Genomic DNA, 25,015 nt, shown 5'->3' on the forward strand with positions numbered 1-25,015 from the left:
GCAGAGGCACTCCGATTGACCTCTGCAGAGGAACAAGAGTTTTGAATAGGAGTTTTGCCGCAGACGCTGCGTATATTTTTTTTGCAGCAGTCACCCCCCACAAACCATGAGTGACACGGAGCGACTCCCGAGTCGCCACTTTTCGGCAGGGTTTGTAGGTTCCGCGGCGTGGTGTCACTTTCCAGATTTCATGTCACTCGGAGAACCTGGATGCGTGCCCAGAACCAGTGAGGTCGAGTTCCGCCACCTACGGGAGGACAGTGGTCCTGTCGCGACAACGGGCGCCAGGTCTAAAGCGTGCCAGTTCCATTTAGCCCCGTCACGGAAATGGTCACCGGGCCACCTCTCGAGAACTCATTGCTGCCGGATACGCCGAGGACGTGGCGGTTGCCGCCGAGGTGGATCAGAGCCGTTCGGTGCCTCTTTCTGCGCGATTACCGGTTCGTCGACTCACGACGGCGCTGACATTTTCAGGATTGCTCAGCGGAATCGAGCCGTCCGCCTTCCTCGAATGCACCGGTACCCTGGCTCAGTGCCGTATCGGGCGATGTAGTGCCACACCTTTTTCAGGTCCTGCGGATCGAAGTGCTCACACCGTGCACGACCGAGGATGGACGGGGTAAGCTCGCCCTGGTGTGCGATGTCTCGGGCCACGTCGACGATGTGCGGCCCCCGGTAGTCGGGATGATGCGCAGTCTCCTCGACATCCACCTGGTATCCGTCGTGCCACAATACCGGGCAGGCGAGCGCCGGGCGATCTCGTCGAAGGGTGTGTGGCGGTAGCTTGGGTCGAGAACGAGGGCTTCGACATCTGACGCGATGTCGATGGTGCCGTGGACGTGTGCCTCGATGTAGTCGTCGAGCGGATCGTCGAATTCCACCGCGGCTGCGGCCTCCATCAAGTTCATCGCATCGGCGGTGCCGAACAGTTCGGGCTCGAAGACGCTGTCGGGAAAGCAGAAGGTGGTGCGGTCGAGGGTGTGCTCGGCCAGCAGGAAGTAGGAGGAGCCGAATCGAGGTGACCCGCCGTAAGGGTCGGCGCGGTAGTTCAGCGATCCGTACCTCGGTCGCTGAGAAGGCGGGTGCTCGTCGTAGGCGCCGCCGAAGATGCGGCTTTCCCAATTCCATTTATCGCCGCCGGGGTGGGCAGTCAGTCCGCCGTTGCCGGTCTGGGTCTCAAATTGTGACAGGTAAGCGCCTCTGTCCGCGATGGCTTGCAGCGTCGAACTACCGGCGAAGGGCAGGTCTGGATGAAAGTGCAGTGTCACACGTAGTGTCCGGTCGAGCGGTACGCCCTTGGCGAGCCTGCGCGCGTGTGCGACGGCAGTGGCTCCGGGAGAGGTATCGACAGGCACGCAGTGATTATCTGATCGATCGTCGCAGTTGTCCGCAAGCCGAACCCGCACCGGGCGGGGCACGCTACTAACCCGACGCACTCACCCGAGAGTGCCTGCCCGTTCATCAGTGACGAGCTGTGTGCCCGTCAACTCGGCCAAGCGTTGACGGGTAGCGGCCACGGCAGCCTGTTGCTGGGTCAGGCGTGCCGCGATGCGGTCAAGTTCGGACCTCAAGTCGGGGCACAATTCCAGAGAGGTGCCGTGGACACCAGTACGGGCACAGTCCAGATAGCGTCGAATCATATTGGTGCCCAGACCAGCAGAGATCATGGCCTGGATCTGCTCGACGACGGTCACGTCTGAAGCAGCGTAATGCCGGTACCCGTTGGTGTCCCGGACCGGTTCGAGCAGTCCCTGATCCTCGTAGTGTCTCAGGGCCCGAGCGCTCACTCCCGTCCGGTGCGCGAACTCCCCGATGAGCACTGTTTCCCTCCTCGTCGCCTTGACCTTCACACTGGCGTGAACCACTATCGTCCCCGAACGTGACTACGAAACCAACAACGGCCCGCGCAATCATCATCCACGGTTACGCCGCGACTCCGTCCGACCACTGGTTCGGCTGGCTGGGCGAGCATCTCGAATCCGCTGGCATCCCCACATTGATTCCAGCACTTCCGGTCCCGGAGGCGCCGGATCCGAGAAATTGGCTGAATGCCGCGGGGCAAATTGGCATTCCGGACGAGGAAACTATCCTCATCGCTCACAGCCTCGGATGCCTGACCGTCCTTCGCTACCTGGTGGCTCTACAGCGGCCATGGCGGCTAGGCACGCTGATCCTGGTCGCGGGATTCCTCGAACGGCTCCCCGCGCTGCCGAACCTGGACGGGTACATCGGGGAAGGCTGCGATGTTAGTTCCATTCCGAATCACATCGGCCGACTGACAGTGATCCGCTCCGACGACGACCCCTATGTCCCGACGGACCACACAGATCGACTGGCCAACCAGTTGATGGCAACTCCGCAGGTGGTTACAGGCGCGGGGCACTTCCTCGCCGAGAATGGGGTTACCGCAGTGCCCGCGGTCCTCGAGAAGGCGTTGACCGCTAGTACCCCAGTCAATTCCTCAACGCCTCACCACCGGAGGGCATGCGGCCGGCTCGCCGCGCAACCCGCTCTACCGCGGCCGACGGTCAACGGTTGCGCTCAGATCGCCGACGCAACGACCACGTGACAATGTCCGAAACTGACCACTGCATGGGCGACATCGAAGTACCGAGACTCATCACCTCACCAGTCGGTGGACATTCCGTGTGGGATCTGCCTGACGTCGTGAATCACCCACTACGGCGGTAATCCTGTCCCACTCGACGATCGGTGAGAGATCGTTTAACCGAGGCTGGGATGGCGCACGGAATTCTACGCCCGTCACTCATGGCGATGACCTGAGTGGAACTTCTGCACGGAGGGGCCCGCACACGCACCTCGGTTCACCGCCACCGTGCGCCTCGCCGGCCACAGCCCACCGCTGACACGACCACGAAAACGGCGGCGAAGACCGCATCGGCCACCGCGCTCATCGAGACACTTTTCAGCGCTGAAGACGACAGGTGCCTGCTGAAGGGGTTCCTGCTATCCGATCCCACCGAGCCCCCGGCATTGCGAGGAGCGCTAGATGAGATAGCAGCACTCTGCGATAGCACCGATTCCGCGACGCTGACCTGCCGAAACGACTCGTCCGGTCGCGGTTCGGTCCGTCTGAAATCAGATCCAGTCGATGTGGACGGAGTCGATGTGGTCGAAGTGGAATCCGAATTGGTCGCTGTATCTGTCGAAGCCCTTGTTCTCCGGGTAGTCGAGGGTGGCGTGCCGCTCGAGCAGTGCCACGACCCGGGCATGATCATCGTTAGCGAGGGCGGCGGCGAGTTCGCGGGACTCCTCAGGGGTGAACGGGGTGTCCGAGTTCGCGAAATCCAATGTACGGACCCGGTAGTCGTAGCCCTCGTCGGCGCCGTTACGGACCATCACACCACCCCTGACGCGGATGACCGCGGTCTTCGGTGTCCCATCGGGGCGCAACACCCCGGCGCGTTTCATGATGTCCTCGGCCCGCACGGTTTTCAGTTTCTTGCTGGCGTCCGCGCGTAACTCGTTCGTCTCCCCCGACCGGTACCGGGACACCGCCGAACGGGAGCGTCCGATCTTCGCCGCGACGGCATCGATACCGCCGAGGCGCTCGATCGCCGCCCGCCGTTGCGCCCGCTCGAGCACATCCGGGTGCGGGATACGGCCGTGTTGCGCCCACCGGCGCAACGTGCGGTCCGACGGTGGGGTGCGGCCGGCGTCGATCGCCGCCTGCCGCAAACCCTCGTTGCCGAGCTCCGTGCGTAACTGTTTGACCGTCACCTTGCTGGTCAGCCCGGCCAGTCCCCCGGTTTTGACCTGCTTCGACTTCTCCACCCCACTGGTCGCGGCATTCGCCACCGAGACTTTGAGGCCGTCGAGCCCGACCGCCTGCTGGGCCGGTTTCTTGGTCCGCGGCTTCGGCAGATGCAGCGCCATCAGTCCACCCCCGCCCCGTCGTCGTCGTCGTCGGCGGTGTCCTCGTTGTCGGTGAAGGCGGCCTTGATCGCCAGGTTCACCTCGTGCACGTCCGCAGCCGACGCCATGGAGGCTAGGAGGGTGTCGGTGAGGGCCACGTCTTTTTCCACCGTCATCTTTCCCAGCGCGCCGCTCGGGTCGGCAATGTCTTGACCGTTGGGGAGGAGGTATACCCAGGAGTCGGTGACGGTGCGGACCGGCCAACGATGGTGTTCGCGGGCGATGCGCATCGCGACGCGGCGGCCCCGCCACCGGCAATGGGCGATGATCGACGCCCGCCACAACGGCTGGTGGTGATGTTGCATCCGGGTCGCGGTCCACATGTCCGGGTTCACCATCCGCCCGATGTACCCCTTGTAACAGGACCCGAGAAACCCCTTCATCGCCGCATCCGAAGTGTCCACAGCGGTCTTGCGGGCCTCACGCAGGATCTTCGCCCACTTGTCCAGCACCCGACCCTGCTGCGGATACACCCACGCCTCGGTGACGTCGAGGTCGTCGAGATCGGCACCGATCCCACCATCCGCGACCGGCTCCCGCAGGGCATCGAGAGTGACGGTGGTGACCCAGGTCTGCACCGGCTGATCGGCGAGCATGTGCGGGTGCGGCAACGGCAGCTTCTCGGGCAGCGACAAGGCCTGCCCCGCTGGCAGGGTGATCCGCCACAACCCGAACGGGGTGCCCTTCTCCCCCACCGCCGCGGCCGCGGCCGCCCCACCGGTCAAATGTGTGGGTTGCCCGTAACCGAGTTCGAGCATCCCGGCCGAGGCCAAATAGGCGGCGCGTTGGTCGATCGACACCAACCGGTCCGCATCGGCGAGGTCACTCGCCTCCGGGACCCGGGTCCAGCCGACCGCGGGCTCGAGGTCCCCGCGCGGGGCACCATCGAGCGGCGGCACCGGACCCGCGGTCGTCACCACGATGCCCTTACCCGATCGGGTGCGTTCCCGTTTGATCTTGTCGATGATCGCCGCGCCGGTGCGGGCCGGTGTCGGCCCGGGAAGCACCCCGAGATGCTGGGCGCACCATGCCAGCCGGCGGCCCAGCTCCCGCGCCGCCGGGAGGTCGTCGTCCGGGAGATAGGTTCCCGCCGTGGGTGAGCCGAGGACACCCATATCGCCGACCCGGTTGTGCCAGCCGAAGTCCTTGTTCCAGTACGTCCACACATACGGTTCGATCACCACATCGACCATCGACGTGAAGTTCCCGATCGTGCGGGACAGGTGCACCACATGCCCGGGTTCGCCGCGCAGCTCCCACCCCGCACCGAGTAGCGGGGGAAGGGTCGCATGCAGGGTGGCGGTCAACTCCGACGCGGCGCGGGTCCGCAACGCTTCCATATCGTCGACGTCGTCCTCACTGCCCGGATCGATCACCCACCCGAGGAGCTCACATGCAGCCAACCCGACGATCCAGATCTGTGCGGGTGCACCCAACGGGGTCAAAGAGGCCCACCGAATCAGCTTGTCCAGCTTCTCGAGTGAATCGACCGGCCCGGTCAACTCCCGCCCCGACGGGGTATACGTCCCCGCGGCGGTCACGATCAACGCATGCCCATCCGCGGCCTCCCCCGCCGGCAACGCCTCCCACGCCGGCGGATCGACCGCGCCGCTCCCGGCCACGTCGCTGTCCGCGTCGGCGGTATCCACGTCGGGAGACTCCGGGCTCGTGGGAGTTTCGGCGACCGTGGGAGTTTCGGCGACATCAACCTGCTCGTCCGACTCAGCGTCCCCCTGCTCGTCCGGCTCAGCGTTCCCCGGCTCGTGTGAGTCAGGGTGTGTGGCAACGGTGGGTTCCGGGCCCGACTCCTCGGTGACACCCGCCTGATCGGTTGCGTTGGGGGAACCGTCTTTTTCGGCGGCGGATTTGGGGGGTGTCGCCGCGGTGGTGTCGGGCAAGGCGAAGAGGGGGATTTGCTCCCACGGGGAGCTCATGACTCCTGCTCGGCGATCCGGCCGTCGAGATCGGCCGGCGGGACCCGGTAGCGGTCGAAGAATTCCTGCAGGGCGACGTCCACGACGTTGGTCACCGTGGATTGACGGTGGTTCACCAGCCAGTTCAACCGGGCCTCCGTCGAGGCCAGTACCCGGGTGTTGAGCGGAACTTTCGTCGGCCCCTTCCGCGGCTCCAGCTTCGCCGCCAACTCCGCACTCGCCGTTCCCGACCCAGAGACGCCCCCCTCATCGGGACCGCGCTTTCCCGACCGAGCGGCACCGCCGCGTCCGCCCCCGGTCGGGCGGCGGGCGCCGCCCCCGGTGTTTCCCGTCTTCGCCATACCCACCCCACTCGTCTCCGCCCGTGTTACTTCAGTTGAGTCATCCTACCCACTACGAGCCTTCTTGCACGTATCTACGCGCGTGAACTTGCTTGCATATATGCGCGCAGTAATCGGTACGGTGTGCGGGGATCCGAGACGCGGAGTCACGCATGGTCCCTGGACCACGCGCCTTCTCGCGAAACCGGAGTCGATGATCGGCCGGACTCGTCACTCCACCAGCGTGATGGGCACCCCAGGTGTGATGTACAGGTGGTGTCGAGCGCCGCCGTGGGTGAGGGACATGGTCACTCCTATGGTGTGTCCCTCGGCGAAGCGGGCGAGCAGTTCGCGGGTGGCCTCGCATCTGGTGGGGCTGATGCCGTAGGTGACGCCGCCCAAAGATGAGGCTGGGCACCCTACTCCTCCTTTTGCGGACCGGTGGGTCGTTGCGGATAGTGTTGTGACACCTCGAGCGGTGAGGACGCCAGGTTCCGTCGCGGTCCGTCGGGGTATCGGCTCTGGGTGGGGTTACCAGCGGTAGACGATGCTCGGGTTCGGCTCGTCGCTGCCGCGAATCGCAATCGGAGTCGCCGGTGTAATCAGCAGGCGTACCGTCGAGTTTTGGCTGACAAAACCGACGAATCCGCCGTTGCCGTTGTTCTCGAAGATGCCTCTGACAGCGTCCTCGAGTCCGTGCGCGGCGGCCGCGTCCGCGAGTGGATAGCGGACCCCGTCGTAGATCGCTTCGTAACTCATGATCCTTCTCTCGCTGGTGTCGTGGTGCTCACAGCGTAAGAGTGCTGGACCGACCGTTGTGGCCGGTACCGACACATTCTCCTCAACTGAGAATTGGTCGAATCACTGCACTTGGGGCGACCGCGGTCAGCCCGCTCCACGCGACTGTCGACGCGCGCCGGGAGCGACGGACCGGCGGCGCCCCCCTTTTAGCTTCTTTTAGCGTTGCCAGGACCGGCACCACACGCAAGGCGCGCCGGTTACCGTCTGTGGGTATGGGGACCACCTTCCACGGGCCGAGCCCGTGGCCGCACATCACCCGCGCCATCCGCACTCGGGGCGCCCGGTACGCCGCGATCGGCTACCTCGGCCAGGACGCACCCGAGCTGCTCCCGCTGCGCGCCGGGGACCTGTTGGTCGTCAACGCCTCCAAGGCCGCTATCCGGGCGCACGCCACCTCCCCCGCCGCCCTCACCTACTACCTGAACAAGGGGGTGCGGGTGCTGTCGTCACCGACCCTGCACGCGAAGGTGATCGCCACCAGTACCCGGGCGGTGATCGGGTCGGCCAACGCATCCGAGAACTCCACCCTCGCCGACGACGCCGTGATCATCACCGACGACCCCGACATCGTCGCCGGTGTCCGTCAGTTCATCGACGGCCTCGACGAGATCACCGAGGTCGATCAGGTGTTCCTCGACGACGCGATCCTCGAGTGGGAGATCGGCCGCGCCGTCCCCCTGCCCGGGGTCACCGGCCGCGTTCGCACCGACACAGATTTCCTGCCCACACCGGTACGCCGGATGTTCGTCAAACACGCCGTCGATTACGAACCCACCGACACCGAACAGCAGGTCCTCGACACCCAGCGGGGCCGGCACAACGCCGCCGGCGGCCCGGTGGTGAAGTACCAGCTCGACTCGCTCCGCCTCGACACACGCGGCACCATTCGGCGCGGTGACGTGATTGTCTTCGTCTCCACCGGCGACGAGTGGATCCACCCGCCGGCCGTGGTGATCTCCGACCCGATGCGGATCCCACGATCGGGCGGAGCGGTGTTGTTCTTCCTACGCACCCGCACCGACCTGCCACCGGCGCCTCTCAACGACGCCGAGAAAACGCTCACCGACCTCGGGCACCCCGGCTCACGGCTGCGGACCGATCACTACGTCCGCTCCCCCAGCTTGCGGACGGCGCTACTCACTCTGTGGGGCCTCTGACCGTTCGGCGAGACTGTACATACGTGTGAGGTCTGCTCCGCAGAACCGAAGAACCCACATTGGAAACGCTAGACGGCGGTAGATCCCGCGACACGTTGCCCGCGACTCCGAGCAACGCCTATGCGGTGCTGCCAGCCTTCGGATTTCACTTCCGAAGCACTCCATTCCCACGAAACGAAGGTACTCGCGTCCTTCGTTCACACGGTCGCCGCGAGGACGTCCCCCGGGTTCACGGCATGCCGCTGACAAACCATTAGCACTCCACCAATGCGAGTGCTAAATTTTGTGTAAACGATGACACGGACCTGCGAGAACCGCTGGGCTCGAACGCAGTCCCTAGGTAAAGCCCAAGCGCACTGTTCCGGCTGGACAGTGGCTGGACGGCCGCCCTTGGATCGATGGGCACTCCGTCTCGTCGCATCGACGACCGGGCTACCCGAGGCAATGGAGGAGGGATCGTGAACGCTGCCACCCCGTGTAACTCAGGTGCCGCAGGCAACGAGAGTTCCTCCACGCCTGCACGACCGCGGGTACCGCGTGGGCGATCACGGTTACCCTCGGTGTCGGTTCTACTGGGCGCGTTGTCCATTGCGTCGTTCTGGGTGTCCGGACTCGGGTTCATCCTGGGGGTGAGCGCCGTGGTCTGCGGCGCTCTCGCCGCCTCCCGGTCAGGCGTAGCGGATGATGAGCCCGCATCGCTGCGAGCGTTGCTCGGAGTCGTCGCAGGAGTCGCGGGGATCACGGTGTCCGCGATCGCTCTCTTTCCGGTGCTGGCCGATCTGTGATCGGTGCACCAGTCCACCTATCTCCTGTCTCGACCTTTGGAAAGGATCCGCACCGCCCGTGACCGTCGCCGCCAGCCCGCATGGACCCACCACACAGACTCCGCCGGAAGCCGACTTGGATGACGGTGCGCCGCGCTGCGCAGCGCTCCTCGAGTCTTGGGAAGCGGGCATCGCCGTGACCGTCGGTCTGGCGCTGCTGACTACCCTTGTGTGCGCCGTCTTCGGGTCGCTCGCGCTGGGTCTTCTCGTGCTCGTCGCGATCGCCGGCATTGCCGGTCTGATTGCCGCTGTCCTTTAACGCCGCTACCTGGCGGCATCCCGCCGGCGTTCAGGGCGATACGCACCGAACACCAAGTCCCGCCACCGCTACGGCAATCGACGCCGCCAGAAACCTCTGGCGCTACCGCCCTTGGGAGCCGATCCGCGGGACGCCCATCAGCACCTGGAGCGTAGGTGTGGTGGTCGCCGCCGAACCTACCGATCAGGCCATGCTCATCAATGCACACCGCCAAGTTGCATCCAGTGCCTCTGACCGCCAACAACATTCGATCCCGGTCATCATCCGCGCCAATAAAGACGCGACCACGAATTTGACATGCTACGGGAGCGGGTCAGCAGCTTCCGCATTCCCGGAAGCATCTCATGCGACCCGTTTTTCGCTCTCAATCCGCTCGCTTGGCACAGCCCGAACAGATCGTAGTGGTCGACAGCAGCACCCAACCGAGATCGACCACTACCGGAAACGTGCGTGGCGTACGACACACTCTTGGGATGGACGTTGTTAGCGTCATACGATCTGTTTCGCACCGGCTGATCCGATGCGCAGGACGGCGGTGCCGCAACCCGTGAGTTGAATTTTTGTTCAGCTGTCACGCTTCGCGCTGCATCACCGATTCTCGAACTGCCGGTGTCGCGGCCCCGCCGTCCGCCAGCTCCGGCGGGGTTCCGCGTGCTCAGCGTTGGCGGCAGAGCCTCATTCGGCGGCCTCACGAAGCAGTGAAAACCTCCCGTTTCGAGTTCGTGGTGTTGTAACCCTTTCCAGCACTTGAGGATTCATTCAGCCCTGTTCTCACCGCGATATTGACGAGTGCTCCAAGGTCAAACGGCGGTCGGATTTCATTGCAAGGGAACAAATTTACTCTTACGGCACCGTCGCCCCCGGGAGTGTCGTCGAACATGGCTTCCCGTGTTTATAGAACCATTTCCGGAGACATGCACCGCTCCCCCACCCTGGACGTCGTTGCACTACCTTCATGAGTCGATGTGGGCGGAGGCCACATCACATCGCAGGTTAGTTATGAAGTTTTAGCGATTGCCACAGTTCGCCAGGGCGACATATGAACTCTCACTATGGCCAACCCTGTTCTGGAATCTTGACCCTCAGATTTCGCAGACGCTCAAACTTTCCCGCAGCATCAGGGTGATGCACCGTGCATCACCCGTCTACCGCGTGATGCACCGTGCATCACTGCGTGGCAGTCACTCGGGTAGGGGGTGAAGGCGTCGCAAAGCATGGGGAGGTAGACATCTCGAGCCTGTCTGGCGCAGGTCACCCCCGCCGCTTCGAAGTATCGGGAACCGCTTCTAGTCGCGCCCGGTGGACCGCCGTACCACTCACGGTCGGACTCGTCACGTGACGAAGACCGGCTAAAGTCCATGCCCTCGTTGCAGACCGCCGCCGTTTTCTTACGGCGGGCCTCCTGTGTCGCAGTGGTGACGCCCTGGCCATCGCTCGCCCGAGCCAAAGACCATTGGCATGGTGCATTCTGTTGGGTCAACCTGCGTATGGTTTCACTCATCCCCAAGCAAGCCGACACCGCTAGTGAATACGGCGATTCCTCAGGTCGCTCAGCGGCGAACTTCCCCCGCCAACCCCCTAGCCACCGGTGGCGTGGCCAAAAGGGCGGGATGATCCTGGACAACCATCAACGGTTTCCCCTCAGCCTTACCAAGATTCCCTCCGCATTGCGTCGACCTCCCATCTCCGGGCGGAGTGCGGGAAAGAGCCCGAAGCTGCGCACGCACTCGTCGCCGGCACCGCCCACGGAGGGCGGGTCAGGCCGCCCGGAGGAGCACCGCGCAGCCCGCAAGGACACGGTGCACCTCGCCATGAGTACGGGCGGCGTCTCGCGCGACACCGAATTCATCGGACCGCAACTCGAAGCGGCCCATTGTCTCTAGTCCTATTCGTACTGCCACTTGCCGGATCTGGATCCTTTACGCGCACCCGATCTGCCGTGGCCGTTTACCCGGAATCGACAACAGCTCATTCTTTTCCATTCCAGAGTCCATAACTCGACAACGTGCACGATCGACCATCATGCGGTGATGCACCATGCATCACCGACCCACCGGGTGATGCAGCGTGCATCACCACGCGCACAGGTGACGCACCATGCATCACGGTGACCTATCTCCCGGTATGGGATCGACCCGTTCCGTCGACCTCACCGATCGAGGGAGATGGCGCTCTTCTCTTGGATTTAAGAGCGCCATGATGGGGCCATTGACCGGTCCACCTCATCGCGAAGCTCATGTTCATCCGGCTTTGGGAGTCGCGCCGACGCATATTATTTTGGACTACCCATCCGACTCGAATGCCGCGAACAGTCTTCGCGCCGTTTCCACATTCCCCCCCCTCCCCAAAAAAAAACTCGACTCCCTCCCGTTAGCTAAGGAACGGGCGTCTCCCTGCGGCGATAGTTCGTCGGCGATGACGCATCACTCTTCGCCGTGGGATTCAAGAGTGTGCATCCCACACCGGTCGCCGCGAACTACGGTGCGGTCGGCGTGAATCCCAGTCGTTTCTTGATCGTTCTGCAGGACGCAGTATCAACTCGTGCGTCCTGCACGAAAGCTCGCCAGTCGCCAGCTATGCCCTTCTTCGCAGCACCCGACCTGTTAGCGCAATTACAGAGTCGTCTCGGCTTGTTCGCGAGGACCGCTTCGACCTCGGTCAGGATGGTGAGTAAAGGTCAGCGACCGCCGGGCATCGCGGAATCTTCTGTCTAGTACCTTCGGATTGTCATGCCGACAGGGATTACGTTGCAACGCGACCTCGAGGCTCTACCGGGGCACGAAGGTCGAGAGTCAGCCCGGCCTCGACGACGAAGCGTAAGCCGTCAAAAAGTCATAGCCGACACGATCGCAAAGCTGGAAGAGTTTCCCTCCAAATTGCAGCGGTCGTTGCGCGCGCTTTCCAATTGTTTTCAGTATTAATAGATCCTTACGCATGCCAGCAGCCAGCCACTCGGGTGTCATCGGCACCGTGCTAAATGGAGGTTTGGCGCGATCGACCGTTTCGTTGGCACCCCGTCTCCTTGGATGCATCCGTCCGTGGTTCCTGCCCGAATGTTCCGCCGATTCGTCGCCGGCCCGATTTACATCGAACAATGCGCTCCGGCCTATACGCCGAGAAAGGCCGCTCGATTCCTTCAACATGGCTCAGCTGCAGATTGCGCGTGTGATGGTTGGTCGACTGGGGATTCGCCGGTGATTTCACGGCGGACTTTACTTACGTCGTTCCCCATCATTTGTTGTTGGCGGCCCGCGTAAAGTCGTGTGTAACTCGATGTATCACCTACATTCTTTCATCACGTGACGTTTCAAGGGTGGTGTGATTACCTACCTAGTCGCAAAGCTATTTGATCAAATATTTCTGTCTTGGGTAGGTGTGCCGATCGCATACGATTCGGAGCCAGATTCACGCCCGGAGAGGCTTCCGCGCGTCATTTTCGGGTTTTATTTAACTCGGCGTGTCGCTGCGCGGTTTAGTTAAACCGAAAGAGCAGGATTTAAGGCATGACAACTCGGAAAAGTCGGGGCGGGCGCCCAGCCCGCGACGTCGCCGTTCGCCATATCGGGGTTGAGTTTCCCGCGGAGATCGCCGACCGGATTCTCGCACCGGTTGACGATGGTCGGGTTAAGACAATCACCGATCGAATGATCGCGCTCGTTCAGCTGGCACTTGAGAACGAGCCAGCGATTCCGGCGCAGGCCAGACAGGAAGAGTTGCCGATGACGGGCTGAACAGAGCCCAGAAAAGGCGAAACCCCCCTTCGCTCGCCAGCTCCGGGGGTTCCGCTCGTCGTACAAACCGCCACGCAATGGAGGAGGTCTGCCTTCTATGAGTATAGAACGCGCGATTCGTCGTGCGCACGCGACACGACGTGATATTGGTGTTCGTGACGTCTCATCTCAGCGTCGACGTGGGAATTCCGTGGACGCAGACACTTTGCCGCCGGCTCTTCCGGCGATCATGCACGCCGTGAGGGGGTGCCTCTTCCACTAGCGAAAACGTCGGTGGGTCCCACCCTGTCCGGATGAGACCCACCGCTCATATTTGGCCGTTCCAACACGACCGCTCCTGTGATTGGCAGTCCCGCGAGCAGTCGTGTCGATACCGTGCGCTCTTGCCAGGGTAAGCCATGTCCCGCTGCTGATGCCAGCGACTCACGGCAACAACCTGGTTAAGGGTGCGTGAAAGGCGCGTCATGCACCCCAATTCTGCGACCTCTGCGGTCGCAATTTCCGTCAACTCTGTTCGGATTGCCCCTGTCAGTGAGTCACCCTCGCCCATTGACATCGAATGGAACGCACTCGTCTCCGCCGCTGTCGAACGGGTTAATCAAGTCGAGCGGCTTAACGCGGAAAGCCAGCAGCGGGGCCGCTCCTGGTCACTGCCCGTTGACCCTGGCCGCCAGGCATCGACGCCGGCGTGGACCGGGCGTGCGGCCTGGCAGCACCAGGTCCGCGAGATGCTGAACTCCTCGACCGGGCGTGAGGTTTGCCGCCGATTCAGGGTCAGCACAGAGTTCGTGTTTGCCGTGGCTGTGACGATGGCCTCGTTCGCAGAGCGGTCGACGGGCCGTCGGGTATGCGCCTCGAGGGACAAGATCGCCCACCGCAGCGGAGTCAGCGTGTCGGTAGTGAAACGCGCCCGAAGGGCACTCCAAACATTCTCCGTCGCCCGCGAGATGGTGCGAGGAAGGTATTTGACGGCTGACGAATCGCACGCTGCTGAATCACACCATGGGCGAATTCAACGTCGCGCGGCCTCTGTTTGGGCACTGACGTCGCCGAAGTCGCTGGTCATCGCTGCTAGGCGCGCGGTGAAGTCGCTGTCCAAGACGGTCCGGCGGTCGAAGGAGGCTGCTCGCTCGCGTTATCCACAGCTGGGCGTTCGTGGCCCCCTATCCCCTTCCAGGGGATTTAAGTTCTTATCTCTTGTTAGAGAGTTATCACCAAAACGCGCGCAGACGCGCGCGGGCAAGCATTCAAGAAATCCGAAGACCCTGGCGCAGCAGCCGCGACCGATCGACTTGCAGCGCACCGCCGCTGAGCTGGTCTCTTATGCGCCAGCGTTCGAATCGGCTGGACACATCGGTGCGATTTGCGATGTTCTTGCGAGTGTTGGCGTCGATGTGAATCGGTGGCGTGGGCGGGACATCGCCGCCGAACTCACGCGTGACACCCAGCAACGAGGCTGGATCTGGCCCGAACGCATCGAGCGGCCCGTTGGCTACCTCCGTTGGCGATTGACTCAGATCGATTGGAACCGGCCCTCACCATCTGAGATGGCCCAAAAAGCCGCCCAGGAGGCCCGTCAGCGCATTGCTGACCGCGATGCACGCCTCAGCCGCGGCGACCGTCCGATTGCAGCCCCAGATCATCGTCAGCGGTGTCGGGAGGCGTTCGCGTCGGGGCTTCTCAAGCGACGGAAGGCCGATACGGGAATCTGAATGTGTTGCCGATATGCCTGCTGAAGTCTTATCCCCACCCATTACTCGCATGGTGATGGAGAGGGAGAGTGACGACGCGGCGCGAGTCCTCAGGGAGTGGCGAGCCGCGGCATCGCTGTCACCCGAACCCCCTCTTCAGATGATGCGTCGGGGTCGATTCCGGGCGCGGACAGGCGAGGCGTGAGAGCACATTGACCCGCGGCCTATGGCGCGCCTCTCAGTGTGGCGAGTGTTAGACCGGCCCTGGAAGTCTTGAGCGGGTGCCCGAGCGGGCGAACCGATCGCATTGCGCGTGGCGGGGCCCCGTCAGTTGGCAGGATCGAACTGGAAAGCGCGCACCTCCTGCGGGACCGGCAGGGGACGCAAATCTTCGCAGCCCGTTCCCGTGCGGCCTCGAAGGACGGCGACGCTGGTCCGTGTGGCCACCTTCGAGCGGTTTCCTCTGCGAGTAAGGGCCCTCTTTGGCACCGTCTCATCCTCATCAACCAGGACAGGGGGAACACTCTCGTCTATTCCACCGCCGAACACCCAGACGCCGGCGGCCTTCGCCTCCCACACCACCGCATCCGATGCATCCGAGACTGCGAGAGACTTTGTTCGGGAACGCGATTAAGAACTTCAACGGCGCCCCGACTCCTCCCCCGTTTGTGAGATCGGACCGTGCTCGCCGATACGGGCGCGGTCCAGACAAGGCTCGCTCGCCCAACGAGCGGAACTAGCCCTCTCAAGGCGTCCACCGCGTACACGGCACCGTGGCGGTCTGGCACGTGATCCACGCACCCTTGCTGTGTCTTGTCTGCCGTCCCTATTCGTTTCCCCGCTCTAGATTGTGCCCACTCCCCCAGCGGAACATTCAGTTGTTGCCTGTTGCGACGGACGCCTTCGTGTCGAGCCATGCGTGTGGACATGCGGCCTCTCGCGGAGGATTGCGCACTGAGAAGAGTGCCTGACAACGGAGAGCCACGGCGATTGAACGGTTCCAGCGGTTTAGTGGAACGCGCGTGCCCGACGCTCCCGCCGAGTCGTAGGTGCGACTTTCGAATCCCACCGTGGTCGTCCGAGGTGCTCGCACTGCCCCCTACCCGCCACCGAAATGTGGCTCCTGCGCCTGATCCGGCGGCATCATCGAATTAGAACGGGGCACTCTTGAGCGAGTCTTCCGACCGGTGGGTGAACGATGAGCTTGTCGGGAGCGGCGGATGACCTCAATGGAAGCGGATTCGTCACGCTCGACTCGACCGGAAACACTGATGGCGGCCGCCAATTCCCGGACGGTGTTGTATTTGTACCGCGTCGGACCGACCGCGATCTTGAGCCTTCGTCTCAGTCGGCGGGGCCGACGCACTCGGTGACGCACCGTGCATCACCCAGGATCCGGTCGGGCAGTGCCTCGACGAGGCGAGCAACCACGGCCAGATGCAGGGGCTCTACTTTGCCGATCGGTACGGACGTCGAATCCGACGCTCGTTTCGAGGCGAAAGGCTCCGCATGCCGCATGCAGGGTGGCCGTACCGGATCCCGTCGGCAGGAGGTGCGTCGCCTTCCGGCGACAGCCCAGGTGATACACGGTGCATCACCGGGAGGTGCACTCGAGTGGATCGCAGAAACCGGACCGCTCAGAGAAGCAGAGTTTCGGTCCGGCGGACACGACGACCTTCAGACCGGGTAGTGCTAGCCCATCGGTGATGCAGCGTGCATCACCGATGCGCTCACAGAGCGTGCAGGGATGCAATCCCTGACGCGTTCGCCGGGGTGCCGGGAATCGGATCGAACTCGCTTGCGTGTCGAGTATTCGAGCGAGACAGCCCGGGTGATGCACGGTGCATCACCAAAGCTGCCGTACGGCGGAGGACCTAGCCGGAAAGCGTCAGCAACGGTGCCTTTAGCCCATGTGGTGAAATCGGCAATCTCCTTGGCCTGTCCGCGAACAGACGGATCTGGTGCGTCAGTCCGTCCGACCCGGTGGACTGGGAAGTGTCTCGGAAGCCGATGCCGGGCGGGCAGCCGGTGAGTCGATCGCGGGAATCGGCCCACTCGGAGAAGCAGCATTTCGGCCCGGCGGCACGCGACCTTCAGGCCGGATGCCGCAATCTCATCGGTGATGCACGGTGCATCACCTCCGATCCCAATTCGGCCTTTTACTCTCGGCGTGACTACATTCCCGAGGAATCGCGTCCGGTGATGCATCGTGCATCACCGAAGTGCGACCGGGTGGTGGCATCGACGAGATGAACTCCAACGGCCAGATCGAGGAGCTCAACTTGCACCGATCGGGATGGATGTCGAATCTGAAGAGGACGGACATAGCGCCTACCGGCCCCGATCGCCGCGCCGCAAGACCACACATGCCGCATGCAGGGTGGCCGACCGGATCCCGCCGGCAGAAGGTGCCTCGCCTTCCGGGGACAGGCCGGGTGATGCACGCTGCATCACCCTGGGGCTGTCGGCTCGGACTTGCTAGACGTGGGTGGTGGACCATGTCGAGTGCATCGCGGAGACCGGGTCGCTCGGAGAGGCAGAGCTTCGGTCCGGCGGATACCATCGCCTTCAGACCGGGCGGTGCTAGTTCATCGGTGATGCAGCGTGCATCACCGATGCGCTCACGGAAGGTGCGAGTCCCGCTCGATAGGGCGCGTAGCTCGACTTGACCGCCCGCACCGCGGTGATGCACGGTGCATCACCGCAGCTTCCAGCGCGGACTTTTACGTTCGGTGTCACTACACGTGCGAGGAATCGCTTCTGGTGATGCACGGTGCATCACCCAGAGTGCGACACGCCGCCGGAGGTCTCAGGCGAAGGCGCCCCCGCCCATTACGCTCCTTCTAAATACATGCAAAGCATGCGTACAGAATGGAGGGCGATGAACGCCGGAGTGACATCCGAAATGGTGGCCACCACTCAGTCGACAGGTCCGGCCTCGACCAAGCCGAAGCCTACCGCGCGTAAACCGGCAGGCAGGAAGACCGCGAGTCGATTCCGCAAGTTCGCTGGTGGCGAAGATAGCGAGGAACTGGCGGCCGCAGCGTCCTCTGATGTAACTACGCCAGTGAATGGTGATGCAAATTCTGGCGGCATTACCGCCGCGCTCGCCGGATTGGCGGCGGCTGATGGTCAAACCGTGGTGCAAGTTCCGGTGCACCAGACCGTTCCTCATCCGTTCAATGACCCAGGCAGGTCCGAGCCTCAGGTCGGCGATCCGAAGTGGGACGAGCTGGTCAATGGGGCTAGGGCCAACGGCATTAAGGTCCCCGGACTCCTAGTGACTCGCAAGGGGTTCCTTGCGAAACGGCCTGACCTCGCTAACGCTATCGGTGACGACGCCGAGTATGTCGTCATCTACGGGCACCGTCGCCGTGCGGCCGCTATTGCGGCCGGCTTGGCAACGATTCCTGCGGTGATCGATGACGCCGTGATGGATGATCATGGCGACCTTGATGCCATGACGCTCGAGAATCTTGGACGCCAGGATCTTTCCGAGATCGCGGAAGCCCAGATGTTCGCTCGGTATTCCGAGTTGGGGTTGTCGCAGCGCGCCATCGCCGAGAAGCTCGGTGTCGACCAGGCAACGGTATCGCGGCGGCTTTCGCTGCTGCTGCTCGTCCCCGAGGTTCAAGCAGCGATTGCAGAGGACGTCATTCCTAGCGCCGAAGGTGCCGCTCTGGCGGGGGCGCTGCCCTACGGGCCGGTGCGGAGTTGGCAGAAGAAGGCCGATCCGGCTCAGGGCACGGATGCTCGTCGGGCCGAGCAACTTGCGGCGTTCGCGCTGATGTCTGATCGGGAAATGAGTCCGACTCGTGCCGCTGAACGTGTGTTGACCGAGAGGAAGTCTCGGGAGCAGGCATTGGCCGCGGGCCTCGAGATCGTGGATCCACGCGAGCGATTTGGCGACAGCTTTCATGAGCATCGATTGTTTGAAGTCTCCGATCTCGATCTCGCGAGCGCGAACGTTGTCGGCGCGATCGATTCCAGCCAGGGAACGCTGGTGTTCTATGCAGTTGACAAGCCGATTGGCGAGACTGAGGATGCTAGCGAATCGGCTGCGACGTTAGCGGCGGAAGCTCGGGCGGCAGCTCAGAAGGCGCGTCGAGAAGCGGGCAAGAAGCTCGTGGCTTCCGTTCCTTCGCGGGAGAAGCTGGTGACCCATTTCATCGACCAGTACGCCTACGGTGTCTCCGCTCTGGCTACGAGTGCGGAGGGGTGGCGACTGGCACAGGAGTATCTGAGACTCGAAGGTCTCGACGCGACCGAATTCAGAATGAGCGCCCGGAACGGTGACGAGAAGCGTCGCATTGAGATCGCTTGGGCCTGTGCGGTCGCGGGATATGAACTTGCGGCGTCCAACGGCTCGGAGGAGTGGGGACCGTCGGACCTGACGTACTTGGATCTGCTGGCCGAGCGCGCCGGCTACAGACCGACAGCGTGGGAGGAAGCTCGCATCGATGCTGCACGCCGGGCATTGCGTGTCGCCGATTGATCGGGGTGATGCACGGTGCATCACCGATTCGTATTGCCTCACCCGGGTGATGCACGGTGCATCACCCGGGAGTGGACTCAGCCAAATCACGATACTTAACTTCAAGGAGTTCCCGTGGCTACCTATGCAGTAGCAACACTGTCAGGCAGTGCTGGCAAAACGACCACGGTCACCTCGACCGCCACTCTGCTTGCTCAAGACGGATACCGCGTGCGAGTCATCGACATGGACAGTCAGGCAAACGCGAGTACGTGGCTCGGATATCCAGAGGCCTCCGGTAAGACCGCCGCCGACGTCCTGCGGCGCCAAGCCTCCATCAAGGAAGTTGAGCGCCCGGCACGGGTGCTGCGGGGGTACGACGAAAGCGACCGGCCCGTCTACGAGGAGATCCCGAACCTCACAATCGTGCCCGCCGCACGCGACACACTCGACAAGCTGATCGTGGAGTTGCCTGCCGTGACGGGTGGTGTGCTTCATCTGCGTGACGCTCTGGAGGAAGCGGATCCAGTCGACGTCACCTTGATTGACTCCCCCGGTTCTCTGAACGTTTTGGTGATTGCTGGGATTCTCGCCACGATGGTCGATGAGGAAAGTCCGTACGGTTCGTGGGGTCTGATCACGTGCACGAAGCCTTCCGGTAAGGAGAACGAGGGCATCCCGGCGTTGGAGCAGGAACTGCGGAAGATCAAGCGGACGTACCGAGTGGACGTGCCGCTGCTGTCTATCGTTCCCTGCGCAGTCCCGCCGATCGGCGATGTCTACCGTGAGCAGATGGAGGATCTGCTCAGCGAATATGGGGACAGGGTGACGCCCCCGATCCGTCGTGCGAGCATCGTGGACGAGGCCTACACGAATTATGTTCCTGTGCCGATCTACGGTTACCGGGCGAAGACGGTTACCGCCGACTATCGAGCCGCGCTGACTCATATGCAGAAGCTGGGGCTGTTCGGACAACGGGCGGCAGTCGCGTAGGGGCTGGGACCACCCGTGGTGAACGATGTTGGGCGGCATATGCGGCCTTCGCGTGGGACCAGCACAGTCAATGTGCCCCATGATCTGCACGCGCTCGTTCGGGCTGCTGTGCGGCTCGTGCGGCGTAAGACTGGGCGGTCGTACTCGTTGATGCAGTTCACGCAGGAGGCGTTCGCGGCGCAGCTGAGAGTGATTGCGGAGACCTACAACGATGGTCGCGCGATCGAGCCTGACGCCGAGCCTCTGGAGCCTGGCAAGGCTGTGTGAGGCAGCGTGGGCTGTGATGCGGTCCAGGAGTGGTGACGAACATTTGAAGACTGTGCGTCGTCGTACGGAGGTAGATCCGCTTCTGGCTGTGTTGCCTGCATAGGGATTTTCGCCGCGCTGAAGCAAGTCTCGATGTCTGTCCTGGGCATGCCGGTCGTTGGAGGTCAGTGGGAGCGCTACGCGACACACGGTGGGGTGAGGCGTTGAAAATTCGCCGAGTCTGTGCCGAGCACGCTGACCTGGCAGCACAGAGGGACTGGGCCCCATCGAGGCCCGGGTACTAGTCCGTCCCGGTATCGGCAGGGGTCGCCGTCGGTATCGACGATGGCGGGGACAGCAGCGACCGTTCTGGCCTTTCGAGGGCGCAGTTGGTGTTCTTAGTCCGCTCGGACGTCGAGATACAGCCGCAACGCTTGCTCGACCAGTGCGCTGCGGCTACCTGCAGACCATTCCTCGGCGAGCGCATCGAGCGTGGCGGTATCTGATGCGATGATTCCGGCGAGCGGTACGCGTGCCTGTATCTCGCTGTGCCGGCGCCGCCGAGGCTGGGTGCCGACGTCGCGCCTCTTGAAGAGGCCCCCGCCGGTCTGTACAGGCTCGGTAGTCCAATGACGTTGAAGTTCATGGGCGTGCTTTTCGACCGCGTCCAGAACGACCTGGCCGTAGGCGCGCGCGGTCGCCCGGTCGCGTTGGCGCTCGTTCAGGGTCAGTTCGCGCAGTGCCGTGTACACGGTCGGGGGTAGATACACCTCGGGTGGAGCGACCCGTGTCGGTGCGGTGTCGCTGCGGGGTTTGGCTTTTCGGCGGGGTGGAGCGACCAGTGTTGCCGCCTCCGGTTGAGGCAGGGCGGGTTCTGGCTCGACTCTTTCTGTGTCAGGCGACTCTTCGTCGGGGACTGGTGCCGGTTGCGGCGCCTCAGCGGTGGGTTCCGCATCGACCTGGATCGGGCCGTCTTCTCTGCTGTTTTGCGGGGTCGCTGGTTGCGGGTCTGGTGAGTCCGCTGGTGTTTCGGTGACGATGCTCAGCGAGGGAAGTAAGTCATCGAGATCGCCGAGAGCACCGGGATCGAATGCGGCCTTTCTGCGTCGTGCACTCATGCCACTCCCCCGGAGACTTCGTCCTTCTCCGCAGCAGAGAGCCGACTGAGGACCTCTCGGGTGAGAGATTGGTAGTCCTTGGCGAGTCCGGAAGGGTCGCGGGACCACAAACGTTCCGCGATGTTCTTCTTTTCGCGTAGCCGTTGAATCCGGTTCTTCAGTGGATCCTCTGCGACTGCAACCAGCTCCGAGGGCGTGATGTGCCGGATCCGGAGATCGACCGCGGCTGCGCGATCAGACCGAATGAATGTTTCGAACGGGGCGGCGCCGCTCCCTTCGAGTAGCTCCTCTACCTGTTCGAATACCTCGCGGTTGCGGGCGGTCGCGCGGGGATTCGCGTCAAACAGCACAACACCGAGAAGTTTGATGAGTGAACCGCTCTTGCGGGCCCGGAGGTAGCGGGCTGCGAGGAGTTCCACACCGGACAAGCTGGCGTCGTCATCTTTGGTCGGCACGAGCAGGTATCGAGCGGTCCCCAGCAGGGCATCGAGGAGGGGGGCGTCTCCTGGCCCGGAGTCGATGAGGATCAGGTCGTACTGCTCGGCTGCCTGCAAGTCGATGAGGGTGGAGACGAGATTGCCCCTCAGGTCCATCCCTGATTGAGCGGCTGTGGCGGCGATGGCACCGATGACTGCGAGCGCCGGCCCACCGGGAATGAGGTCGAGGTTCGGGCGGACGTCTCGCGTCGGTTCGAGCGGGTGCGCGTATTGAAGGGCCATGCTGAGCCCCTTCCCTCGATCCCCCTCGACACCGAGATCTGAGGACGTGACGTTCGCTTGCTGGTCGGCGTCGACGACGAGCACCCGCCGGCCGGCAGCAGACACCATGCCTGCGACGGCTGAGACGATGGAACTCTTACCGACACCGCCTTTTTGATTTGCGACAAGCACACTGCGCGGGGGCTGCGTTGGCGACATGCCTAGCAGGCTACGGCGATGCGGCCGGGTGGACGGCCACCGACACACCCCATTGGTAAGGCGTTCTCACAACCCATGATAAGGACCTGGATCATGGCCATGAAGCAGCAGCTATCAAAAGGTCTTCGTCTAGGTATTACACCCGGTCAGCATTCAGGTCAAATCCATGGCCTCTGAAAAGGCCGTGTACAAGATCGTGCGGCAGCTCGTCGACATGGTCGTAGATAGGACGATGTCAAAGGTCTTGAGGAAGGCCGAGTGTTTGGTCGCTGACATGGCCGTTGCGGCAGGTCATCAGTAAGGGGAGTAGTAGGACCGCGTACACGGTGCGAGTTACGGGCGTCGCGCAGGTGTTACACACGGACGCAGTTAAGGCCATACGTAAGGCCGCAAGGATAACTACATGTCAGAGCCATTTTCTGCAGTGCTGGAACAAGAGACTGGACCGCTTTTGCGGGAGATTATGACGCTGACTCCGCCTCGCGCGCTAGATGAATGCACGAGCAGCGCAGTCGAAAACGGGGTAGATCGTCATACGAGTCGGCACTCCCGGAACATGACGAAAAGGGCCAACACTCCCGGTGCCCCAGAGGCCTCAGTGGAGGAGGGGTGTCCAAGGAGTGCTGAATCCCCTACGCAGAGGCGGAAAACCACGAAATCCGGCATTCTCCACGGAATGGGGGAGGGGCCACATCGGCGCGTATGGGCAGATGGTGCGAGCACTTACGACGACGGGGGATCGGCGTGCGAGCGCGCGGCCTCTTTCGCTAGCCGAATTCTAGACGCATGGCCAGATGAACGGTGGCATGTAAGGCCATACCTAAGGCCATACATGAGGCCGTACGTGACCCTGAGTAGGCGTGGCGTTCATTTGCGCCGATACCCCTTCAAGGCGCGCCTAGCCCCCGGACCTCTCTGCGTCGCTGGACCTTAACATCGCCCACCGATCAGTGGTCGCAGCCAATCAAAGTACCCACAGGCGATTTCGTCACTTGACGAAATGTCGAAAAGCTTGTTCTTCTCGCCAGTGGTGCCAGATTGGGTGTCAGCGCGGCAGGCTCGAGCGCATTACCAATCGAACGCGCGATGCGTCGCCATTGCTGCGCGGTGATGCGGGTGATGCACGGTGCATCACGCGGGCACCCAGCTTGGACGTTGGCGTTCGGTGCGAATACTTTGCGGGAGGACGCCCTGCGGTGATGCACGCTGCATCACCGTGACCAAGCCGCTATTGCAATACCGCCGTAAAGCGCCGCCGCTTCGGCGGACACCCTTCAGGTCTGAGATGCACCCGCTGATGATGTCCGTTTGAGCGATCGCGATGCGCCGACGCTTCGGAACGGAGGCCTGTGGCGACAGCGCCACCTCTCGAGTGGGGGCGGTCGCGGTGTCGGCCGAAATTGATATACGAGCCAACGCGAGACTCGGGGAACTGAGGTTCCGCGAGCACCAGCCGGATCGCCGCGGGAATGAGTGAGAGGCGCAATGGCTGCGTGCCACAACGCTCAGGGCGGAATGTCCATCCACATACCGTCTTGGATTCCGAGTGCGAGGTTACGGGGGAGGGCCGAAGCAGGCAGTCGAGACGTCGTCCGGCCGGACTCTGGGCTGATGGATAGCCTCGATCGACTATTGACACTGTCTATCCGGAGTGCGACTGCCCGGCAATGCGGCACGCTCGGGTGAACGCGTGTCACGTACGCAGGGGGACAGGGGCCCCAGCGAACGGGGCGCATCCGCTTCGTGTTGGCGACCCCCGAGGTGAGTCGTCGGGACGCGACTACCTGGGTCAAGCCCGCGGAGAACGTCGTGTTCTCGCGCTGTTCAGGCTGTTCTGTGGCACCATTCGGGGATCGGAGCTGGTTACGCCTCCAGTTGCCAACGTGGCTCAGTGCCGAGACGGCCATCTGCGTGTTCGTGGCGGCGTGGTGTGAGTTCAGATTGGTGACGCCATGGTCAAGCATGTTCACGCATCGGGGGACCACTCGATTTGCGCGCCCGTATGCGGGCCCTGGCGTTGACTCGACGTCGTCTACCGTTGGCGAGTTCGGTCGTCCAGGTGTGTGGGCCCGGCCGCCGCCGCCAGTTCATTGCGGGGCGAATTCATCTGCCAGGTCTTCCTTCGCAGCAGTGCAGTTCTTGCGGAACCGGTACGCTCCCGGCGTACCGCGTCACTCGAAGGGACGGCAACGTCGGTCCTCCGGTTCTGCGCTATACGCCGCAGTATGGGGCGTGCCGGCGCTAGCATGGGCCTTGAAGTGTCTTCTCGTTTGATACGACTGGGTGCGTGTGTGAGGTCGTGGAATGACTTCGACGGAGTTCGAGTTCCAGATGCGGTCGGACGTCCCAGAGTGTTCCATGAGGGCGCCGCTGCTGCGCAATACGGTTGTATGTTTCGAATACTCGTGAGTGTCGCCTCCCCGGTGCCGATGGCGCTATCTCGTCTGACCCGGACTCTCGAAGTCCGCGTGTCTGGTCCTCGTGTGAAGGTTGCCCGGACACAGTGAGATAGTTCCGTTCGGAAGATGAGCCAACATTGAGTGGCTGGGATTATCGTCGTTGATGTCTCCACGTTCTCTGTGGATCGGCGGTCTCCTTGGTGAATCGGGTGGTG

At 63.0% G+C, this 25,015-nt stretch carries 17 protein-coding genes and 2 pseudogenes; 9 read left to right on the plus strand and 10 right to left on the minus strand.

The window, feature by feature from the left end:
- Nucleotides 1-566 precede the first annotated feature (566 nt).
- Both GFS60_RS33425 and GFS60_RS33430 read right to left on the minus strand, forming a co-directional pair.
- On the minus strand, nt 567-1,355 hold the full coding sequence (locus GFS60_RS33425; protein WP_442972216.1) for a DUF3626 domain-containing protein: 789 nt from the start codon (nt 1,353-1,355) through the stop codon (nt 567-569).
- An 81-nt stretch (nt 1,356-1,436) separates the two neighbouring features.
- A complete protein-coding gene (locus GFS60_RS33430; RefSeq protein WP_236603629.1) occupies nt 1,437-1,820 on the minus strand; it encodes a MerR family transcriptional regulator in 384 nt (127 codons plus the stop codon).
- A gap of 59 nt (nt 1,821-1,879) precedes the next feature.
- On the opposite strand from GFS60_RS33430, the gene GFS60_RS33435 reads away from it, so the two are divergent.
- Both GFS60_RS33435 and GFS60_RS40505 read left to right on the plus strand, forming a co-directional pair.
- Nucleotides 1,880-2,569 (plus strand): RBBP9/YdeN family alpha/beta hydrolase, encoded by a 690-nt coding sequence (locus GFS60_RS33435; protein ID WP_236603630.1) that lies wholly within the window; start codon nt 1,880-1,882, stop codon nt 2,567-2,569.
- A gap of 210 nt (nt 2,570-2,779) precedes the next feature.
- Nucleotides 2,780-2,931 (plus strand): annotated as a pseudogene (locus GFS60_RS40505) (putative dsRNA-binding protein); the annotation flags it as partial.
- 168 nt (nt 2,932-3,099) lie between these two features.
- Here GFS60_RS40505 and GFS60_RS33440 read toward each other — a convergent pair.
- The 5 genes from GFS60_RS33440 to GFS60_RS33455 form a co-directional block, all read right to left on the minus strand.
- On the minus strand, nt 3,100-3,897 hold the full coding sequence (locus tag GFS60_RS33440; protein WP_159928695.1) for a hypothetical protein: 798 nt from the start codon (nt 3,895-3,897) through the stop codon (nt 3,100-3,102).
- Nucleotides 3,897-5,870 (minus strand): hypothetical protein, encoded by a 1,974-nt coding sequence (locus GFS60_RS33445; protein WP_159928697.1) that lies wholly within the window; start codon nt 5,868-5,870, stop codon nt 3,897-3,899. Before GFS60_RS33445 ends, GFS60_RS33440 begins: the two co-directional genes overlap by 1 nt.
- Entirely contained in the window at nt 5,867-6,211 is a 345-nt protein-coding gene (locus tag GFS60_RS33450) for a hypothetical protein (protein ID WP_159928699.1), read from the minus strand. The genes GFS60_RS33445 and GFS60_RS33450 overlap by 4 nt, the downstream gene beginning before the upstream one ends.
- A gap of 210 nt (nt 6,212-6,421) precedes the next feature.
- The gene (locus GFS60_RS38805) at nt 6,422-6,592 is read right to left on the minus strand and encodes a hypothetical protein (RefSeq protein ID WP_201453694.1); all 171 of its coding nucleotides are present in this window, start codon (nt 6,590-6,592) and stop codon (nt 6,422-6,424) included.
- 129 nt (nt 6,593-6,721) lie between these two features.
- Nucleotides 6,722-6,949 carry a hypothetical protein gene (locus tag GFS60_RS33455; RefSeq protein WP_109335662.1) on the minus strand — a complete coding sequence of 76 codons (228 nt, stop codon included), beginning with the start codon at nt 6,947-6,949 and terminating at the stop codon, nt 6,722-6,724.
- Between the two features lie 254 nt (nt 6,950-7,203).
- Between GFS60_RS33455 and GFS60_RS33460 the strand changes: the two genes are divergently transcribed.
- From GFS60_RS33460 to GFS60_RS33480, 5 genes are all read left to right on the plus strand, one after another.
- Nucleotides 7,204-8,148 (plus strand): phospholipase D family protein, encoded by a 945-nt coding sequence (locus GFS60_RS33460; protein WP_159928701.1) that lies wholly within the window; start codon nt 7,204-7,206, stop codon nt 8,146-8,148.
- Nucleotides 8,149-8,708: 560 nt separating this feature from the next.
- Nucleotides 8,709-8,933, plus strand: a complete 225-nt coding sequence (locus tag GFS60_RS33465) for a hypothetical protein (protein ID WP_159928703.1) — start codon at nt 8,709-8,711, stop codon at nt 8,931-8,933.
- Between the two features lie 58 nt (nt 8,934-8,991).
- Nucleotides 8,992-9,231, plus strand: a complete 240-nt coding sequence (locus tag GFS60_RS39530; protein ID WP_236603631.1) for a hypothetical protein — start codon at nt 8,992-8,994, stop codon at nt 9,229-9,231.
- A gap of 3,503 nt (nt 9,232-12,734) precedes the next feature.
- Nucleotides 12,735-12,962 (plus strand): hypothetical protein, encoded by a 228-nt coding sequence (locus tag GFS60_RS33475; protein WP_005262432.1) that lies wholly within the window; start codon nt 12,735-12,737, stop codon nt 12,960-12,962.
- A gap of 965 nt (nt 12,963-13,927) precedes the next feature.
- Nucleotides 13,928-14,674: a replication protein gene (locus tag GFS60_RS33480; protein ID WP_236603632.1), complete on the plus strand. Its 747-nt coding sequence runs from the start codon at nt 13,928-13,930 to the stop codon at nt 14,672-14,674.
- Between the two features lie 306 nt (nt 14,675-14,980).
- On the opposite strand, the pseudogene GFS60_RS39535 reads toward GFS60_RS33480, so the two are convergent.
- A pseudogene (locus GFS60_RS39535) lies at nt 14,981-15,259 on the minus strand (transcription initiation protein); the annotation flags it as partial.
- Nucleotides 15,260-17,534: 2,275 nt separating this feature from the next.
- Here GFS60_RS39535 and GFS60_RS33485 point away from each other — a divergent pair.
- Both GFS60_RS33485 and GFS60_RS33490 read left to right on the plus strand, forming a co-directional pair.
- Nucleotides 17,535-19,148 carry a ParB/RepB/Spo0J family partition protein gene (locus GFS60_RS33485; protein WP_236603633.1) on the plus strand — a complete coding sequence of 538 codons (1,614 nt, stop codon included), beginning with the start codon at nt 17,535-17,537 and terminating at the stop codon, nt 19,146-19,148.
- Between the two features lie 114 nt (nt 19,149-19,262).
- A complete protein-coding gene (locus GFS60_RS33490) occupies nt 19,263-20,120 on the plus strand; it encodes a ParA family protein (RefSeq protein ID WP_159928707.1) in 858 nt (285 codons plus the stop codon).
- A 644-nt stretch (nt 20,121-20,764) separates the two neighbouring features.
- Here GFS60_RS33490 and GFS60_RS33500 read toward each other — a convergent pair.
- On the minus strand, nt 20,765-21,484 hold the full coding sequence (locus GFS60_RS33500; protein WP_159928709.1) for a hypothetical protein: 720 nt from the start codon (nt 21,482-21,484) through the stop codon (nt 20,765-20,767).
- Nucleotides 21,481-22,401 carry a ParA family protein gene (locus tag GFS60_RS33505; protein ID WP_109335692.1) on the minus strand — a complete coding sequence of 307 codons (921 nt, stop codon included), beginning with the start codon at nt 22,399-22,401 and terminating at the stop codon, nt 21,481-21,483. Before GFS60_RS33505 ends, GFS60_RS33500 begins: the two co-directional genes overlap by 4 nt.
- Nucleotides 22,402-25,015: the final 2,614 nt, after the last annotated feature.

The sequence above is a fragment of the Rhodococcus sp. WAY2 genome (genome assembly GCF_009859915.1).
Lineage (GTDB): Bacteria > Actinomycetota > Actinomycetes > Mycobacteriales > Mycobacteriaceae > Rhodococcus_F > Rhodococcus_F oxybenzonivorans.